8 protein-coding genes and 3 pseudogenes are annotated in these 19870 nt (G+C 30.9%); all 11 read left to right on the top strand.

Features of this window, described 5'->3' with window-relative positions; translation table 11 throughout:
- Positions 1-3 precede the first annotated feature (3 nt).
- A pseudogene (locus I6I93_RS01890) lies at positions 4-2582 on the top strand (CD1108 family mobile element protein).
- Between the two features lie 14 nt (positions 2583-2596).
- Positions 2597-2836, top strand: coding sequence for a hypothetical protein (locus tag I6I93_RS01885; protein ID WP_002839226.1), 240 nt, complete (start codon positions 2597-2599; stop codon positions 2834-2836).
- A complete protein-coding gene (locus I6I93_RS01880; protein ID WP_112890530.1) occupies positions 2823-4406 on the top strand; it encodes a stalk domain-containing protein in 1584 nt (527 codons plus the stop codon). The genes I6I93_RS01885 and I6I93_RS01880 overlap by 14 nt, the downstream gene beginning before the upstream one ends.
- Positions 4407-4420: 14 nt before the next feature.
- Positions 4421-5249 (top strand): annotated as a pseudogene (locus tag I6I93_RS01875) (CD1107 family mobile element protein).
- 118 nt (positions 5250-5367) lie between these two features.
- The gene (locus I6I93_RS01870; protein ID WP_050152885.1) at positions 5368-5979 is read left to right on the top strand and encodes a DUF6088 family protein; all 612 of its coding nucleotides are present in this window, start codon (positions 5368-5370) and stop codon (positions 5977-5979) included.
- Positions 5972-6955: a nucleotidyl transferase AbiEii/AbiGii toxin family protein gene (locus I6I93_RS01865; protein WP_112890529.1), complete on the top strand. Its 984-nt coding sequence runs from the start codon at positions 5972-5974 to the stop codon at positions 6953-6955. Before I6I93_RS01870 ends, I6I93_RS01865 begins: the two co-directional genes overlap by 8 nt.
- An 89-nt stretch (positions 6956-7044) precedes the next feature.
- Positions 7045-8766 (top strand): DNA topoisomerase 3, encoded by a 1722-nt coding sequence (locus tag I6I93_RS01860; protein ID WP_112890528.1) that lies wholly within the window; start codon positions 7045-7047, stop codon positions 8764-8766.
- Entirely contained in the window at positions 8759-9697 is a 939-nt protein-coding gene (locus tag I6I93_RS01855) for a DNA cytosine methyltransferase (RefSeq protein ID WP_112890527.1), read from the top strand. Before I6I93_RS01860 ends, I6I93_RS01855 begins: the two co-directional genes overlap by 8 nt.
- A gap of 56 nt (positions 9698-9753) precedes the next feature.
- Positions 9754-11256 (top strand): SIR2 family protein, encoded by a 1503-nt coding sequence (locus I6I93_RS01850; protein ID WP_019132807.1) that lies wholly within the window; start codon positions 9754-9756, stop codon positions 11254-11256.
- A gap of 2354 nt (positions 11257-13610) precedes the next feature.
- Positions 13611-17615 (top strand): annotated as a pseudogene (locus I6I93_RS09450) (helicase-related protein); the annotation flags it as partial.
- Between the two features lie 576 nt (positions 17616-18191).
- Positions 18192-19862, top strand: a complete 1671-nt coding sequence (ltrA, locus tag I6I93_RS01840; RefSeq protein WP_112890525.1) for a group II intron reverse transcriptase/maturase — start codon at positions 18192-18194, stop codon at positions 19860-19862.
- The last annotated feature ends 8 nt before the right edge of the window (positions 19863-19870 follow it).

Raw genomic sequence — 19870 nt, 5'->3', positions numbered from 1 at the left:
GATATGGATAAAAAACTAAAAAAAGATTTTAAAAAGAAAATTATACGAAATAGGGACGCTCCTGAAAAAAACATGGATAGTAAACTTGTTCATTCAGATGATTATACCAATAAGATTATTAAGACTAAGGATAGGTTCGGAGATAAAATTTCAGAAAAAGAATCTAAACTTATTCACGAGAATGTATTAGCAAAAGATCAAAAACAAGATAAACTAAAAGATTTTCAGAAGGCTAAAAACAAGGAAAGAATTAGAAAAGAAGTTTTAGATAATAAGGATAAGGCTGGAGAAACAAAACAAGCTAATCTTGAAATAAGGACAGATGAAAGCTTTAAACTTGATGAAGACTTAGATGTGACTTCAAAAAAGTAAATTTTGATAGTGAAAATAGTAGAAATATTAATCCTGATAAACTAACAACAGATGATATTTCAGCGAACTCTGAAGTAATAAGCAATAAGAAGCCATCAAGTAAAAGACAAGTTCTCAAAAATTACGAGAATAAACTTATCCATAGTAAGGATAAATTCCAAGACAAAATCAACGAGAGAGAGTCTAAGAGAATCCACACAAGCGAAGATAAACCTATCGAAGCAAGGAAAAGCAAGAGAGTATATAAAAAAGATAAGCTTGTTAAAGATGAAGTAAGCAATAATGAGAGTAATGCTAATATCGATAAAAAGCAAAAGCAGAAACTTTATCAAGAAAAGAATTTTAGAGATAAGGAAAAAATTTCTAAAGAGATAGATAAAGAAAATAAGCTAAACGAAGTTGATGCAGATAAAACTTTTGATAATTCGAAGGTTAAAGAAAATAATCAAGAATTTATAAAAGATGAAAAGGAAACAAGCCTTAAACCTTCAGAACAAAAGAAAGTTAATAAAAAGAAGACCTACTACAAGAGAAAAAATTATGAAAGTGATAAATTCACCCGAAAGAAAATTGATGACTTAAAAAATGAATCTAAGAAAGTTACAACGAAAGATTCTAAGAAAGCACAAGATGTTAAAGACTTTATCTCAGATAAAAAGATTGGAGAGCTTGAAAAGTCTAAAAGTAAGCTAAAGGATAATATCTTAAAGAATAAAACTAAAGGAAGTCTATCTTCTGGGGTTTTATTATCTGGAGCTAAGTCATCAGAGTTAGTGAGAGATTATCTAAGTTCAGGGTCTGATAATACTGGTGTAGAATCTGGAGAAAAGGCCGCTAATGTAAGCTCTAAACTCCAGCATGGAATAAGGAAGTATAAGTTAGACAAAAAGAAAAAGTCCTTAAAAAAGCTATCTAAACTAGATAAGAAAATAAGAAAGAGAAAAAGCAAGTTGGAGTTTAAAAGTGGCTTGGAAGATTTAAAAAAGTCAGACGCCTATATAAAGAAAAATAGATTTAAGAAGTTTTACCAGAGAAAGCAAATGAAGAGCATGATAGCTAAAAAACACGAAACAAGACTTGTAGATAGGGTTAAAAAAGCTATTTTAAGTTTAGGTAAGGCTTCTAAAGAGCTAATCGTAAGAAAAAGTAAAATGGTTCTATTTCTAGTAATAGGACTAGGTCTTATGCTATCAATCATGATTTGTGGTGGAAGTGTTGGTATGAGCGGGTTAAGTAACTCTGTAAACTCAGTAATGACAACAACATACTTATCACAAGATACAGTTCTAAGTGAAGTTAATCAAGAATTTTCATCAATGGAATATGATCTACAATCACAAATAGAAAGTGTAAAAACAAGTCATCCTGGATATGACGAATATATCATAAATAAAGAAGGAGAAATTGGTCATAATACCCATGAACTTTTATCCTATATAACTTCAAGATGTGGAGAAGTAAAATCAGCAACTGAAGTAAAAGGAATTTTAAAAGAGCTTTTTGACAAGATGTATAAGCTTGATTTTAAGGAAGAAATTGAAATTAGAACAAGAACAGTAGCAAGAACTAGATATGATAGTCGTGGCAATCCTTATACTAGCTATGAAAAAGAAGAGTACGAATATAAAAAGTTAATTGTAACTTTAAAGAAAAAAGAAATGGATGAAGTTGTTAGGGAAATATTTAAAGATTATCCAGATAATGTAGTTCATTATGAAGCTCTTCTTGAAGCTAAGGGGAATATGGGAGATGTTTTTGGATCAGGTAATGGGGACTTAGGAGAAATAGTAGATAATCCAAACTTTGGAAATCCTGGTCTTGCTTTTGATTCAGCCACTGCAAAGGCTCTTTTTAATGAAGCAGAAAAACATATAGGCAAAAGATATGTGTTTGGAGCAAGTGGACCATCTAACTTTGACTGTTCAGGTTTTGTATGTTGGTCATTTACAAAGTCTGGTGTAAAGAGTATGCCAAGAACAACTGCATGGAGAATATACAAAGACTATTGTAATCCAGTAAGTCCAAGTGAAGCTCAACCTGGAGATATTATATTTTTCCATTCAACATATAACAGTGGAACACCAATATCTCACGTAGGAATATACGCAGGTAACGGAATGATGATTCACGCAGGAGATCCAATTCAATACACATCAATAAATTCAAAATATTGGAAATCACACTTTTATGGTTTTGGAAGACCAAGATAGAAGGGAGATATTATGTGAACAGAAAACTTATAAGTATCAGGAACAAAAAGAAAAAAATAGAAGATAAATTGAAAGATTTAAATGCAAAATACAAGGAAATTTGCGATGAAGAAATACAAGTTGAAAATGAAGAAATAATTGTAACTCTTAGGAGGAACAATATTAGTTTGGAAGAATTAATGGAGAAAATTAATGATAGAAAAAGAGAAGAAAAATTAAAAGAAAAGGAGAACATTCATAATGAAGAAATTTAATACGAACAGACTAAGAGCCTTTTTTATGGCTCTTTTATTAGTTTTAACATCAACCTCAACTACTAATGTACTAGCTAAAGCTGATGATACAGATGGTAGTAAAAAAGTGATAGAAAGTTCTATAAGTAAAATTAGTGATTTAGAAAATCAGATCAAAGACTTAAATGATAAGAAACAAGAAGACCAATCAAAGATAGATGAATTAAAGGAAAAGTTAGAATCTTGCAAAGATAATGGAGAGAATCTGAAACAAGAAAAGGCTAAATTAGAAGAAAAGATTAGAGATAAAGATAATAAGATTGTTCAATTGAATAAAGAAATTGAGAATCTTAGAAACTCCAATAATGATGAACTAATAGCAGAAATTACTCAACTTAAAGATGAATTAAAAAGATTACAAGATGAAAATGCAAAACTAAAAGAAGATTATTCATCTACAAAATGGGAGTTAGAAGCTGAGAAAGAAAAGACCGATAAAAACGAAAATAAAGTCAAAGAAATGCAAGAAAAGCTCGAGTCTTTAGAAGAGGAACTTTCAAAGAAGACTAAAGAAATTGAGGATAAAAATAATAGAATTAAGGACTTAGAAAAAGTTCTTGAAGAAAAAGATACTAAGATAAAAGAATTAGAGAATAAAAAGAAAGAGACAGAAAATTCTAAGTCAGAATGCTTTAAGAAAATTGAAGAGCTTCAAAAGGCTATTGATAGTTTAAAAGAATCTTCTGAAAATACTAAAAAAGAATTAGAAGAAAAAATTAAAGAACTAGAAGAAAAACAAAAAGCTTCTGAAGAAGAAATTAAAAAGCTAAAAGAAGAATTAGATAAGAAAATTGAAGAAGCAAAGAAGTTAATCGAGGAAGCAAATAAAAAAGCGAAAGAAGAACTTGAAAAACAAGTTAAAGATGAAAAAGACAAAAATCTAAACCAAGACTTATCTAAGAAATTAGATGAACTTCTAAAACTCCAAAAAGAAAACAAAGATAAGAAAGAAGATAATAAATCTCAAGATAAAAAGTGGGACGAAATTTTGAAAGCTGATGATAAGAATATCCTAAATCAATTTGATCTTAACAAGATGAAAAAGCAAGAAGAAAAACAGGACAAAAAACAAGTTAAAGATGAAAAAGAATTTGCAGTTTTCCAAGTAGACAAAAACTTTTATAACATTATCAACAAAGATGGTAAGACAACAGTATATATGGATGTAAAAACTTATGTAGACCAAGGAAGAACTATGATTCCAGTAAGATATATTGCTTATACTCTAGGTTTTAATGTTGAGTATGACAACTCTACTCGTGAAGCTATTTTCTCAAATAAAGAGAATAATATCCTAGCAAAAAAGACATTAAGACTAAATATTGATACTGGTGTTATGAAAGATTCAGATGGAAAGGTCTACAATTCAGATGTTAAGCCAGTGATTATAAATGGAAGAATTCATGCTTCAATTTCAAATATTGCTAAAGCTTTTGGAGCAAGTCATGGAGATATTAAAGATGGCAAAAACCAAACAATAGAATGGGACAATGCTAGAAAAGCAGTCTATGTATTTAAAAATGTAAAATAAGAAAGGATAGAAAAATGAATAAGAGTATTAAACGAGGAGTAGCCATAGCGTTACTCCTTTTTACATTTACAGTACCAGCAACTACATTTGCGATGACAAATGAAGGACAAATTGAAAGTCAAAACGAATCAATCTATGAACCACAAAAAGAAGAATTTGAGAAAATGTTGAAAGATGATGTTTTTACACCATCAAAAGAAGAAATACCTTATCAAGATGTTCCAAAAATACCAGGAAATACAAGAGAAGCAAACAAGTCTTCAAATAATCCTTCAAATAATCCTCCTAAGAAAACACCACTTGTAAAAGGTGGTAATACAAAGGCAGTAAATAGTCTAGCAACACAGGAAAATAAGGCAAGAGGTTCAGTAATTGAAAATGTAGATAAGAATGGAAAAGATATTACACCAAGTGGAGATACAGAAAAAGATAAAGAAAATCCAGTTGATGTAAGACAATTTTTAACATTTCAAACCAAAAGTGGAAAAACTATGCACCTAATAGTAGATCACTCATCAAATCAAGATAATGTAAGGCTATTGACAGAAGTAGGAGAGCAAGACCTACTTAATATGATTGAATCAGAAGATAAAAACACTATAAAGGTTAATGAGCCTAAGAAAGAAGAAGTAAAAAAAAGAAGAACCTAAGACTGTTCCAGTAAAAGAAGAAAAGAAAAGCGGGATAGGATCATTTCTAATTGTTGCACTTGTAATTGGAGGAGTTATAGGAGCAGGATATTACTTTAAGGTAGTCAAAGCTAAGGAAGATAAAATGTTGGAAGACTTTGAAGAAGATGATGAGGATTATATTAGTGAGTCAGAAGATGAATCTGACAATTAAGAAAGTCATGAAGAATCTTTAGATGAAGATGATGAACTATTATAAGGATATTAAACTTAAGTACAATTGAACTTTTGTCACGAATATGATACAATATCCGTGACAAAGGAGAATTGTAATGAGTTCATATATGGAAATAATATCAGATAAAATAAATAGTTTTGATTCACATAAAGTATTTTTTGCAAATGACTTTTTAGATATTGCATCTAATGCTACAGTTAGACAAATATTAAAAAGATTAGCAGATGAAGATAAAATCAAGCGTGTCATCGATGGCTTTTATTACAATCCAAGATATAGCGAATTAATTGGAGAGTACGAAGCAGTATCAATTCACGAGTTAGCACTTGCCATAGCAAGAAAATACAATTGGAATATTGCACCATATAATAGCACAGCCTTAAATTTGTTGGGACTATCCACACAAGTTCCGACTCACTATAAATATATATCTAGTGGAAGATATAAGGAATATAAAATTGGGGATACGGTTTTAGAATTTAAAAAAGTAAATCCAGGAGAGATTGCTAATATGTCCCTAAAGACCGCAACAGTTATTCAAGCAATTAAGTCTTTAGGTAAAGAAAATATAACTAGTGAAGTTATACAAAAGATAAGAGAAAACTTAAGTGAAAAAGAAAGAACAGACTTAATGAATGAGTCAAAATCAGTTCCATCATGGATATATGAAGTAATAAGAGAAATTTGTGAGGGCAAAAATGAATAAGTTTTATATAGAAAACAAAGAAGACTTAAGAGTTTTAATAGTAAATACAGCCAGAAAGAAAAATATATCTGAAGCAGTCATTGAAAAAGACTATTGGGTTACTTTTATCTTAGACTATCTATTTAATGAAAATAAATGGAAAGAATATTTTACCTTTAAAGGTGGAACATCACTTTCAAAATGCTTTAGACTCATTGAAAGATTTTCTGAAGATATAGATCTAATTTTAGATTGGCGAGTATTAGGATATGAAGAAAAAGAACCATGGATAGAAAGATCAAATACCAAGCAAGATAAATTCAACAAAAAAGTTAATGAAAAGACAGAAATATTTTTAAAAGATGAATTTTTAAAAGTTTTAGAAGAAGATTTAAAGGATTTTGATTTTGAATTTTCCATAGATACAATAGACCCACAAACAATTCTATGTAAATATCCTAAAATCTTTGAATCTAATTATTTGACACAAAATATAAGACTCGAAATAGGAAGCCTTGCAGCATGGACACCTGCAATTGATGTTGAAATATTACCAATAATTAGTGAAACATATGCAAATGTATTTAAAGAAAAAACTAATATAAGAACAGTATCAGCAGAGAGGACTTTTTGGGAAAAAGCAACTATACTTCATCATGAAGCGAATAGACCAGAATCTTCTCCTATGCCACATAGGTATGCAAGACACTTTTATGACCTATATAAAATTGCAAATTCAGATTTTAAAAACAAAGCCTTAGAGGATAAAGAATTACTAAAGAAAGTGACTGAATTTAAAATGAAATTTTATCCTAGGAAGTGGGCAAAGTATGAAGAAGCACTAAATGGTAGATTAAAGTTAGTTCCAAGAGAGTTTCGATTCCCTGAAATAGAAAAAGATTATAAGGCTATGTCAGAAATGATTTATGGAGACTATCCAAACTTTGAAGAGATTATAAAAGTTCTTAAAGAACTAGAAAAAGAAATTAATAAGTAGAATTTTCCCGAAAATAATATAATCTTCGGGAGAAATACTTTGAGCGAGAGAGAAATCTTTCGCTCTTTTTTTTATTTATGGAGGTATTAATGAAATTAGTAATAGCAGAAAAGCCAAGTGTAGCAGTTACAATTGCAAAAGTAATTGGAGCAAGAACAAGAAAAAACGGATATTATGAGGGGAATGGATACATTGTTTCTTGGTGTGTAGGTCATTTAATTCAAATGGCAAGTCCAGATAAGATAGACGAAAAATGGAAGAAGTGGACAATAGAAACTCTTCCTATAATTCCAGAAGAATATATTTATGAAGTATCTAAAAACACTAAGAAACAATATGGGGTTTTAAAGAAACTTTTAAACAATAAGAACATCGATACAGTTATAAATGCTTGTGATGCTGGTAGAGAGGGAGAGCTTATTTTTAGGCTTGTATATAATCAAGCTAAATGTAAGAAGAAGATTCAAAGGCTTTGGATATCTTCAATGGAAAACAAGGCTATTGAAGATGGCTTTAGAAATCTTAAAGACGGAGAAAACTTTGAAGACCTATATAGATCAGCAAGTGCAAGAGCTATTGCAGATTGGCTTGTAGGAATGAATTTAAGTAGGCTTTATTCTTGCATTTACAAGGAAACATATTCAGTTGGTAGAGTACAAACACCAACTCTATATTTAATAGCTAAGAGGGATAGTGAAATAAACCTATTTAAGAAGCAAAAATATTATACAGTTGACCTATCTTATAAAGGATTGAAGCTAGTATCAGATAGAATTGATAAAATTGAAGTTGCAGAACAACTATTAAATCTGCTAGAAGATGAAATAGTTATTACAGAGGTAGAAGACAAAGAAGTAAGCACAAAACCAGATAAACCTTATGATCTCACTACCTTACAAAGAGAAGCAAATAAATATTTTGGGTATTCAGCAAATGATACTTTAAATCTAGCACAAGCTTTGTATGAAAAAAAGCTAATCACATATCCAAGAACAGATAGTAGGTACTTAACCGATGATATGGTTAATACTATGAAAGAATTATTAGAAGGACTTGAAGAAGATTTTAAGGTTAATGAATCAAATTTTAAGTCTATTTTTGATTCATCTAAGGTTACAGACCACTATGCAATTATTCCTACTATATCTGGAATTGGAAAATCTAAAGATTTATCTGATAAAGAAAGCAAAATCTATAATTTAGTTAAGAATAAATTACTTGCTTCATGTTCGGATAACTTAAAGGAATCTAGTAGAAAAATCAGATATGAATATGATAAATTTAACTTCAATGCAAGTGGAAAGACTATAATCGATGAAGGTTATACCAAGTATCTAAAGCCTTATGGAAAGGAAAGACAAGAAAATGAATTACCAGATGTAAAGACTGGAGATAAAATTAAGCTAACTTCTAAAAATATATCGGAGAAATTTACCAAAGCTCCAAGTCATTATAATGAAAATACACTTTTAAAGGCTATGGAGAGTGCAGGAGTAGAATCCCTGGATAAAGAAATAGAAGTGGAAAGAAAAGGCTTAGGAACACCAGCTACAAGAGCAGGAATTATCGAAAATCTTATCCATAAGGATCTCATAAGAAGAGATAAGAAAAATCTACTTGTAACAGAAAAAGGCAATAGACTTGTATCAATTGTAGAAGATAAGTTTAAGTCTGCAGAAACGACATCTGAATGGGAAATGAAACTTGCAAAGATTAGCTCTGGAAAAGTAGATAAAGAAGACTTTTTAAGAGAAATAGAAGATAGTATAAGGGAGCTTGTAGATAGGTACAAGAATAATCTAAATGAATAAGGTAAAAATATTAGAGCTTTTCGGTGGCATAGGTGCTATTAGAAAGGCTTTTATTAATTTGAAAATACCTTATGAAGTTGTTGATTATGTAGAAATAGATAAGGCTTGTGTTAAATCATACAATGCACTTTATGGAGAAGACTATAAGCCAAAATCAGTAGTAGGATATAAAGCTCCTAATGAAAAGATAGACTTAATTATGCATGGAAGTCCTTGCCAAGACTTTTCAAGAATAGGGAAAAAGCAAGGAGGAGCAAAGAATTCTGGAACTAGATCAAGCTTACTATTTGAAACAATTAGAATAATAAAAGAAATGAAAGAAAAACCTAAATGGATAATTTGGGAAAATGTAAAGGGAGTCCTTGATAGAAATATGAGGGACTCCTTTTTTATTTATCTAAAGGAGCTAGAGAACCTTGGATATGAGAGTAAGTATGAAATTTTAAATGCAATGGACTTTGGGATACCTCAAAAAAGAGAAAGGATATTTGTTGTTTCATGTCTTGGAGCAAATAGCTTTTCTTTTAATAAATTGGAGAGGAAAGAAACAAGACCACTAAGTGAATTTTTAGAAAAAGATGTAAGTGAACTTTATACTATGACCCAACCTTATATGCTGAAATTTTTAAATAAAGGCATAGATAACAGTTTTAGAGGGCGACTCAAAGTGATTAAAGATTTTTCTTATACTATTTCTACAAAACAGATGAGAGTACCCAATTCTGGAATAATAGATATTGGAAATGGTAAATATAGGTATTTAACAGAAAGAGAATGTCTAAGACTCATGGGTTTTGATAATAGAGATATAGACAAACTAGAAGAAGTACATCCAAGAAGAAAAAATTGCACCTCAAGCAAACTATATAAGCAGGCCGGCAATTCTATTGTGGTTGATGTTTTAATGGCAATTACTAAAGTGTTAATGTAGGTTAGTGTAATTAATATACTAAAGATGATATAATAAATAATAGAAAGGACATAACGATGGATATTAGAAAATTTATTTCAAAATTTAAAAATCATCCAGTTCTTTTTATTGGTACTGGCATGAGTTTAAGGTATTTAGAAAATTCATTTAGCTGGGATGCCTTATTAAAAAGAATTTCTTTTGATTTAACTAACAGCGATGAATTTTTTTATGATATAAAATCAAAGTATCATGATGAATATGGATATAAATATGACTTAATAGCATCGGATTTACAAAAAAGATTCGATGAGGATGTGATGAATGATAGAAATGGGAAATTTAAATATATAAATGATGAATTTTATGAATTGATGGATAAAGGTAGAAACATAAGTAGATTTAAAATTTATATATCTAAGATCCTTAATGAACTTGATTATAAAAACATTGATGAATTAAATGAATTTAAAAAATCAAGAAAGAATATCAGCTCTATTATAACTACAAATTATGACGTTATGCTCGAAGATATATTTGGATTTAAACCATTAATAGGTAATGATATTTTATTAAGTGACCCATATGGATCTATATATAAAATTCATGGATGTGTTACTCAACCTGATAAAATAATAATTACCAATCAAGACTATAATAAATTTAACGAAAAATATGAATTAATAAGAGCTCAACTTCTATCTTTATTTATGCATAATCCAATAATATTTATGGGTTATAGTATAAGTGACAATAATATCAAGAGTATATTAAAAACCATTTTTACTTATGTTGATCCAAATTCAGATGAAGCGGAAAAAGTCAGAAGGAATTTTTTATTAGTAGAACATGAGAAAGATTCTGATAATACTCAAGTAGTAGATCATGATATAGATATCCAAGGAATTCCAACAATAAAGATAAATAAAATAAAGACTGATAATTTTACTTTAATATATAAAACCTTAGCAAACTTACAATTGCCAGTATCTGCAATGGATATAAGGAAAGTTCAAAATGTTTTTAGAGATATAAAATCAGGTGGAGATATAAAAGTTAGTATAACTGATGATTTAGACTCTTTAAAAAATTCAGAAAAAGTTATAGCTGTGGGATCTGTTAATACAATAAAATATTCATTTCAAAATACAAGCGAGATTATGAAAAATTATTTTAAAATAATTGAAGAAGAAAACTTTCAGTTGCTTGAAGTTATAGATAAACTAACAATTCAATCTCAACAATTTTTTCCTATTTTTGGTTTTTCAAAAATAAATAAAAACATTAAACGCACAGAAGATCTTAAAGAAAAACAAAGAGAAAAGATGAGAGTTTTAGAAAAAACAATGATGGAAAAGAAAAATTTAAAGGAAACTCCGAATACAATTAGAGAAATTTTAAAGAGTGAGACGATAGGAATCAGTTTAAAACCTAATTTAATAGCTTATCAAATTTTAAAAGGTAATGTAACTTTGGAAGATGCAGAAAATTATTTTAAGTCGTTGAGTGAAGAAGATAAGACAAAAACAGAATATAGAAGGCAATTGTGTGCGTATGATCTAAAAAAATATGATAAATAACACAAGTAATAATATACAATAAAAAGTCGGTAGATAAACAAAAATCTATCGTCTTTTTTATTACTCTAAAAAGGAGGTAGAAAATGCAAGTAAATGATTTTAAGAATATACAAGAAGCAATTAAGTATGAAGTTTTGCAAGATGAAAAAGAATATTTAAAACTCTTAAAAGTTATAGGCAATAATCAGAAATATGATTTTTCTAGTCAATTGAGTATATATAACAAAGAACCTGAAGCTAGAGCTTGTGCGACTTTTGATATGTGGAAGAAATATTTTGGAAGAGTTGTTATGAGAGGTCAAAAGGGTATTCCGATTTTAGTTGGAAATGATGTAAATCAAAGAGTTTCATACATCTTTGATATTAGTCAGACCACATCAATGGATAGGAATATTAATGAGGTTAGCTTATGGCAGTTTGACCACGAAAACCATAATGAGGCTTTAAAAGAAATAATAAATGCTTCTTCATTTGAAGCGAGTGATTCACTTAATGAAAATATATTTTCTTTAAGCCGAATTTATGGAGATGAATATATTAACTTGGTTCTTGCTGATTTAAGGATAGATACAGAGGATAGACTTAGCTTTGAAAAGTTTATGAGAGATTCAATATCCTATGCAGTAGCTAATAGGTTTAATACAGTCTACCCTATGGATATGGAAAATTTAAAAAATAACTTTTCGAGGATTAATACAATTTCTTTAGAGCAGATAGGTCTTGTAATATCAAGGGTTAGCAAAGATATTATAGATAGCACAATAGAAAAATCTAAGGAAGTAGATCGTGCTAGGCTGCTGACAGAAAGGGTAGCTGCCGACTATAATAGAGATATAGAAAATACAAATGAAGATAGAGGAGGTCAAAATGATTTATATAGACGAGATGATAGGTCAAGAAGTAGAGATGGACGAGTTTTCACAGATGGAAGCGACAGAGGAAATAGCGATGAAGATCGAAGAGAAAACCTTGGACATGATGGAGAAGGATCTGGAATTTATGGAGAGATATCCGAATCCGACATACGCAGTTCTAAGACTGTCTTACCTAGTAGGGAGCGAGGACATGGAGAACTGGAAGAAACTTCAGGAAATGTACGAGGAGAAAACACTTTTGAACCATCTGAAAGAAATTCAGAATCAGGCAGTGGACTTTATCAAGAGAGAGAAAGTCAAAATGATGAAAGAACAAGGATTGACAGAGAAGATTATGAGGGAGAATCCAGAAGAATACCAAGGACAGATGAACAACTTGATAACAACAGTGAAGAGAATAGCAATCAAGGAATACGTGGAAGTGTAGAAAAGGAAATAAGCCAAGAAAAGGAAGCTGATGAAGCTTCTTTTTTTGATGGCAAAAACATTGAAAATAGAAAAGACTACTGGATTGTAGAATTTAATGAAAACCACGAATTAGTTCCAGATTATAGTGGGCAGATAGTAACCAAAGAATTAATAAATGTCCTAAGACAAAAGGATATTGATGTTAAAGACCATAATCAAACTCATGGAGAAAATGAATTTGGAGAAATGACTGATGATTATATCGGATATTTCAAATTCTATTTTGACCACTATGTAGACGGCGAAGTTATCGAACACTATAGGATTGACCTTGGTGATGGTAAAGAAGTAAATGAGCGTGAATTTTCATATTTAGAAGAACAAGTTGCACTAAGTGAGGAAAAATTTCTACAAGAAGAAATTAAGGAAAAGATAGAGCCTAAATTTAAGATAGGCGATCAGGTTAGATATAAAGATAAGGACTTTACCATTACAGATTTTGATGAACTAAGTGGAGGACTTAAAACTGTCACTATCAGAGACAATATGGAATATATGGGAGGTATGATTAGGGGTTCGGAAGTAATTCCATATAGAAACGATTCATACCTTGAAGAAATCTTTGAAAATCTAAGTCAAACATCAGAAAAACTAGCAGTAAAAGTTGGAAAAGAATTTATTTTAGAAGATGAGAATGCTTTTCGTGGAATTAACTTAATTGAAACTGGAACTAAAGTAGAAATTAATGGGGAAGAATATCCTTTATATAAAGGTGAAACATTTGAAGAAAGTAGAAAGATTGATGACCTTTTAGGTAGTGGAAATTACGAGATATACAAATTATCCGAGCATGAAAAACAAATTGAAAGACAAGTAGAGCAAGAAAGCTTTATTGATAACCACAATCCTGAAATTGACCAAATGATGGATAGGTATGATATCCCAAGAGAAGCAGCCGAAAATTTATTGAGGGGTAAAGAAGATTTAAAGAATCTAGGCTATGAACCTAATAAGGAAAGACTAAGTTTTGCTAGAAATTATGACTTAAAAAATCATATCTACTCAGAATACCTAACACCATCAGAAAGACTAGATAAAAATATCAAAGCTATTAAAATGCTAAAAAGACTTGAAAATGAAAATAGGAGTCCAAGAGAGTATGAACAAGCCTATCTCGCTGATTATCTAGGTTGGGGTGGTCTTGCCGATGTCTTTGATGAAGAAAAGGGAGGTCAATGGCTTGAAGCAAGGAATATTTTAAAGGAAAATCTAACAAATGAAGAGTATTTAAATGCTAAAGAGTCTACTCTAACATCGTTTTATACACCTAGAGAGGTAATGGATGGAATATATAAGACTCTAACAGATATGGGATTTAAGACTGGGAATATCCTCGAACCGTCTGCAGGAGTCGGTAATTTCATTGGTAATATGCCAAGTGAAATACAATCGTCTAAAGTCTATGGAGTAGAAAAAGATAGTCTAAGCGGAAGAATAGCAAGAGAACTTTATCCTGAAGCTAATATTCAAATTAAAGGATTTGAAGAAACAAACTTCTCAAATAACTTTTTCGATTTAGTTATAGGAAATGTTCCCTTTGGAGATTTTAAAGTTAACGATCGTGAATATAACAGAAATAACTTTCTGATTCACGATTATTTTTTTGCAAAGTCAATAGATAAGGTTAGGAATGGAGGAATTATTGCCTTCATAACATCATCTGGAACTATGGATAAAAAAGATGAATCTGTTAGAAAATATATTAATGCAAGATGTGAGTTTTTAGGAGCTATGAGGCTACCTAATACAACATTTAAAGGACTTGCTGGTACAGAAGTTACTTCAGATATTATTTTCTTAAAAAAGAGAGATTCAGTTATAGAAAGAGATGATGATTGGATACACCTATCAACTGATAAAAAAGGTTTGACCTATAATAAATATTTTGTAGATAATCCTCAAATGGTATTAGGGGATATGAAAGAAGTATCTGGAAGATTTGGAAATACTATCACTTGTGATGAAAGAGAAGACGAAAATCTAAAAGATTTAATGGATCTTGCAAGTAAGGAAATATCTTCAAATTCAAAATATGAAGAGGTCGAACTATTGGAAGATGAAGAATTAAGTCTTCCAGCGACCGACGATGTTAAGAACTTTTCCTACACCATTATTGATGAAGAGGTCTACCTAAGAGAAAACTCAGTCTTAATTAAGCAGAATATATCAGATAAAAACAAAGAAAAGATAAAAGATTATCTTGATGTTATGAATGCCTTAAAAGATGTAATAGAAAAACAAAAGGACGATTTTTCTGACGAGGAAATAAAAGAATCACAAGCAAAGTTAAATGAAGTCTATGATAACTTTTCAAAGAAACATGGCTTTATTAACTCCTTATCAAACACTAGAGCCTTAAAGGAAGACTCAAACTTTCCTTTGGTATCATCAATAGAAATACTTGATGATGAGGATAATTTCAAAGCTAAGAGTGATATATTCTCAAAAAGAACAATCACAAAGGCAAAAGTAGTAGACCATGTAGACACTTCCCTTGAAGCTTTAGTCTTATCAGTTTCACAAAAAGGATATGTAGATTTTGAATATATGGAATCTATCACAAGTAAAGATAGGAACACCTTAATTGGTGAGCTTGAGGGCGAGATATTTTTAGATATTAAGGATACAGACCTAATAAATAACAGAATGCCCTTTGAGAACTTTGACAATGACGATCCATTTCATTTTTCATATGTATCGGCTGATGAATATTTAAGTGGTAATATCAGAGAAAAGATTGGATACCTCAATTCATGTATCGGAGAAATTGAAAATGTAATAGATTTAGCACCTTCTGAAAAGAAAGATACACTATTAAACGAGTTAGGCAAACTCAAATATCAAAGAGAAAAATTACAAGAAGTTATGCCTGATGAACTTACTGCTTCTGATATAAATGTAAGGTTAGGAGCAACTTGGATACCTCAGAAAGATATAGAAGACTTTACTTTTAATCTTTTAAAAACACCAGGTTATGATAGGTGGAATATAAATGTTAGGTTCTCACCACATACGAGTGAATGGAATATTGAAGGTAAAAGTGTTGACTCGACTAATGACCTTGCTAACATGACTTATGGTACAAGTAGGGTAAATGCCTATAAGCTAATTGAAAATGCCCTTAATCTAAAAGATACGAAGGTATTTGACCAAGTAATAAATGATGATGGTTCTAAGACTTCTGTATTAAATAAAAAAGAAACTATGCTTGCAAGTCAAAAGCAAGAACTGATTAAAGAAGAATTTAAGAATTGGATATTTGAAGATCCTGATAGAAGATATAGGCTAGAAAAGATTTATAATGAAAAATTCAATTCAATTAGAAATAGAGAATTTGATGGTTCTAACTTAACTTTTGATGGAATGAATACTGAAATCAGACTACGAGAACATCAGAAAAACGCCATAGCAAGGACTCTTTATGGCGGAAATACACTACTTGCCCATGTAGTAGGAGCAGGAAAAACTTTTGAAATGGTAGCTTCTGCAATGGAATCTAAAAAGTTAGGACTTGCAAGTAAGTCATTATTTGTAGTTCCTAACCATCTAACAACTCAAATTGGTAGAGAGTTTATGCAGTTATATCCGTCAGCAAATATTATGGTAGCCGATAAAAAAGATTTTCAACCAAAAAACAGGAAAAGATTTATTGGTAGGATTGCAACGGGAGAATATGATGCAGTCATCATAGGACACTCTCAATTTGAAAAAATACCAATGTCTAAGGAGTACCAGGTAAGGCATATACAAGACCAAATAGATGATATAGTTTCCTTTATTGATGAGAATAAAAGAAATAGAGGAGAAAATTTTACAGTAAAACAACTAGAAAAGACAAAGAAGAAACTCTTGGTAAGACTTGAAAAACTAAATGATGACTTTAAAAAAGATGATGTAATAACCTTTGAAGAACTAGGAGTAGATAAGTTATTTATAGACGAAGCTCATAATTACAAAAACCTATTCTTGCATACTAAGATGAGAAATGTTGCTGGTATTGGTCAAAGTGAAGCCTTTAAGTCTTCAGATATGTATATGAAATGCAGGTATATGGATGAAATGACAGATGGTAAGGGAGTTGTATTTGCTACTGGTACACCAATATCAAATTCAATGACAGAGCTTTATACTATGCAAAGATACCTTCAGTATGACGATTTAAAGGCAAGAGGATTAGAACATTTTGACGCTTGGGCTTCTACTTTTGGGGAGACAGAAAACACCTTTGAATTATCTCCAGAAGGCACAGGATATAGGCAAAAGACAAGATTTTCAAAGTTTTATAACTTGCCAGAATTGATGTCTATGTTTAAAGAAGTAGCAGATATAAAGACCTCAGATATGTTGAATTTGCCAGTTCCTGAAGCAAATTTTGAAGTTATTAAAACAAAACCTACTGAGGAACAAAAAGAAATATTAGAAGCTATTTCAGAAAGAGCTGACGCAGTTAGAAATAATCAAGTAGAGCCAACAGAAGATAATATGTTAAAGATTACAAATGATGGTAAAAAACTTGCCCTTGACCAAAGATTAATAAACCCACTACTTCCAGATGATCCTAATTCAAAGGTGAATGTATGTGTAAAAAATATCTTTTCGATCTGGGATAAGACAAAAGAAAATTCATCGACCCAATTAGTGTTTTCAGATATGTCGACACCAAAAGGAGATGGAGAATTTAATATCTATGATGATATTAGAAATAAGCTAGTGAATATGGGAATACCTAAAGAAGAAATAGCCTTTATTCACGAGGCAGATACAGACAAACAAAAAGATGAATTGTTCTCAAAGGTAAGAAGAGGAGAAGTAAGAGTATTATTAGGATCTACTCAAAAAATGGGAGCAGGTACTAATGTACAAAACAAACTAATAGCCTTACACGATTTAGACGTCCCATGGAGACCGTCTGACCTAGAGCAAAGAAGTGGTAGAATTGTTCGTCAAGGTAATGAAAATGATAAGGTAAATATTTTTAGATATGTAACAGAAAATACTTTTGATTCTTATTTATGGGTGCGACATGAAGTCGCTTAATTTAACTGTTTGGCAAAATGACCAAACCAACTATTCCGTTAGTTGAGCCGAGTATCGACTGCACTTAGGTGTGGTAAGCCGATATTAAAGTAGCCCTACTTGAGGTAAAACCGTGAGGTAATACCGAAACTACTAGCAACAAAGTGGTTAGGGAGCGAGGCTTGATAATATGGCTAACATATGTGAACTACTGATAAATGTCGTTAAGGCGAACAGGCTAAAGTTGCTGATAAGCCTGAACCAAAATGGTGTGTAGTCGGATAATCCTTTCCATAGTGAGATTACACGGACAAAAAGACTACCGGCAGAGAGGTAGAGCCTAAGTTATCAATGTTAATTAAGTGAAACATGGTAAGCCTGTACTATTGCCATAAGGCAAGGCAAATCGTAAGAAATGCTGATAATGGTGCAGGTAAAGGAGAATGGAAAAAGCGAATGCCATCTTGTAATGAGATGGATAGGGGTTCAAAATTTGCCCTAACTTGAAAGAGTGCAGACTTCCATTTGGTTTTTAATCACAAGAGAACTTGTAGAATTTTTGAAAGGAGAAAGCAAATGAACAGTAAAATGTGTGCTACTACTAACAGAGCTAAAAACTGGGAAAGTATAGACTTTTATCTAGCAGAAAGCTATGTTAAAAAACTACAAATGCGTATTGTGAAAGCGTGGAAAATGAGTAAATATGGAAAGGTAAAATCTTTACAACATTTACTCACAACTTCATTTTATGCAAAAGCCTTGGCTATTAAGAGGGTAACTGAAAATCAAGGCAAGAAAACAAGTGGTGTTGATGGTGAATTATGGCTAACATCACAGGCAAAGTATAAGGCGATAGAAAAGTTAAATTTAAGAGGATATAAACCTAAGCCTCTTAAAAGAGTGTATATACCAAAGAAAAATGGGAAGAAAAGACCTCTCAGCATTCCTACAATGACAGATAGAGCAATGCAAACCCTATATAAATTTGCACTTGAACCCATAGCAGAAACTACTGCTGACCCTAATTCTTATGGATTTAGGGCAAAAAGATGTACACAAGATGCTATCGAGCAGTGTTTTACATCACTTAATAAAAAGAAATCTGCAAAATGGGTACTTGAGGGAGATATAAAAGGTTGTTTTGATAATATAAGTCATGAATGGATATTAAATAATATCCCAATGAACAAGAAATTATTAAAACTCTGGCTTGAGTGTGGATATATAGAAAAACAAAAACTATTTCCAACAGAAAAAGGAAGTCCCCAAGGCTCGCCAATATCACCTATTATTTCCAATATGGTATTAGATGGTTTAGAAAAAGCAATCAAAGAGAAACATCATAGAAGAACAGTAAATAAGAAAACATATTTCCCAAAGGTTAACTTTGTTAGATATGCAGATGATTTCATCGTTACAGGAGAAAGTGCAGAATTGCTTGAAAATGGTGTAAAGCCAATCATTGTAAAATTCTTGGCTGAAAGAGGTTTAGAATTATCAGAGGAAAAGACACTCATAACACACATAAATGACGGTTTTGATTTTCTTGGAGTTAATATTAGGATGTATAAAGATAAGTTGCTTACAAAACCATCTGATAAGAACTTCAAGGCTATTGTCGATAAAATCAGACGAATCATAAAAGATAATCCGTCAATGAAACAAGAAATTTTGATTAGAAAATTAAATCCAATCATTATAGGTTGGGTAAACTATCAAAAATATAATGTTTCATCTAAAGCCTTTGAAAAACTTGATTATGAAATATATAAAAGCTTGTGGACCTGGTGCGTTCGTAGACACCCAAAGAAAGGTAGAAAATGGATAGCTAAGAAATACTTCCATACCATTGGAAATAGAATCTGGACTTTCAGTGTAGCAACTGGCGACAGAATGGAAAATGGCGAGAAATACTATCTTCGTCTTAAATATGCTACAGATACTGATATTAAAAGATTTACCAAGATACAAGCTGAAGCAAATCCGTTTGATGAAAATTGGCAAATATACTTTGAAGAAAGAGAAGAGTTAAAAATACGAAACGAACTTAAAGGACGTACAGTTATAAATAGACTGTATAAAACGCAAAATGGAATATGCCCTGTTTGTGGAGAGAAAATAACTATTGATACAGACTTTAGAGTACATCAAACAATTCAAAATAACATTACCCTTAAAACTTTAGTACACCCTTGGTGTCATAGAAAATTGCATATAAATGATGAAGAAAACACGCTGGCTCTTTAATTAGGGCT

The organism is Peptoniphilus harei, from assembly GCF_016726485.1.
In the GTDB taxonomy this organism is placed as follows: Bacteria; Bacillota; Clostridia; order Tissierellales; family Peptoniphilaceae; genus Peptoniphilus_A; species Peptoniphilus_A harei.
This window is presented reverse-complemented; position numbering and strand designations above follow the sequence as displayed.

Coding starts and splice junctions, on each gene's coding strand:
- I6I93_RS01860 (WP_112890528.1), top strand. CDS start 7,045: ATGAAATTAGTAATAGCAGAAAAGCCAAGTGTAGCAGTTACAATTGCA.
- I6I93_RS01865 (WP_112890529.1), top strand. CDS start 5,972: ATGAATAAGTTTTATATAGAAAACAAAGAAGACTTAAGAGTTTTAATA.
- ltrA (WP_112890525.1), top strand. CDS start 18,192: ATGAACAGTAAAATGTGTGCTACTACTAACAGAGCTAAAAACTGGGAA.
- I6I93_RS01880 (WP_112890530.1), top strand. CDS start 2,823: ATGAAGAAATTTAATACGAACAGACTAAGAGCCTTTTTTATGGCTCTT.
- I6I93_RS01870 (WP_050152885.1), top strand. CDS start 5,368: ATGAGTTCATATATGGAAATAATATCAGATAAAATAAATAGTTTTGAT.
- I6I93_RS01855 (WP_112890527.1), top strand. CDS start 8,759: ATGAATAAGGTAAAAATATTAGAGCTTTTCGGTGGCATAGGTGCTATT.
- I6I93_RS01850 (WP_019132807.1), top strand. CDS start 9,754: ATGGATATTAGAAAATTTATTTCAAAATTTAAAAATCATCCAGTTCTT.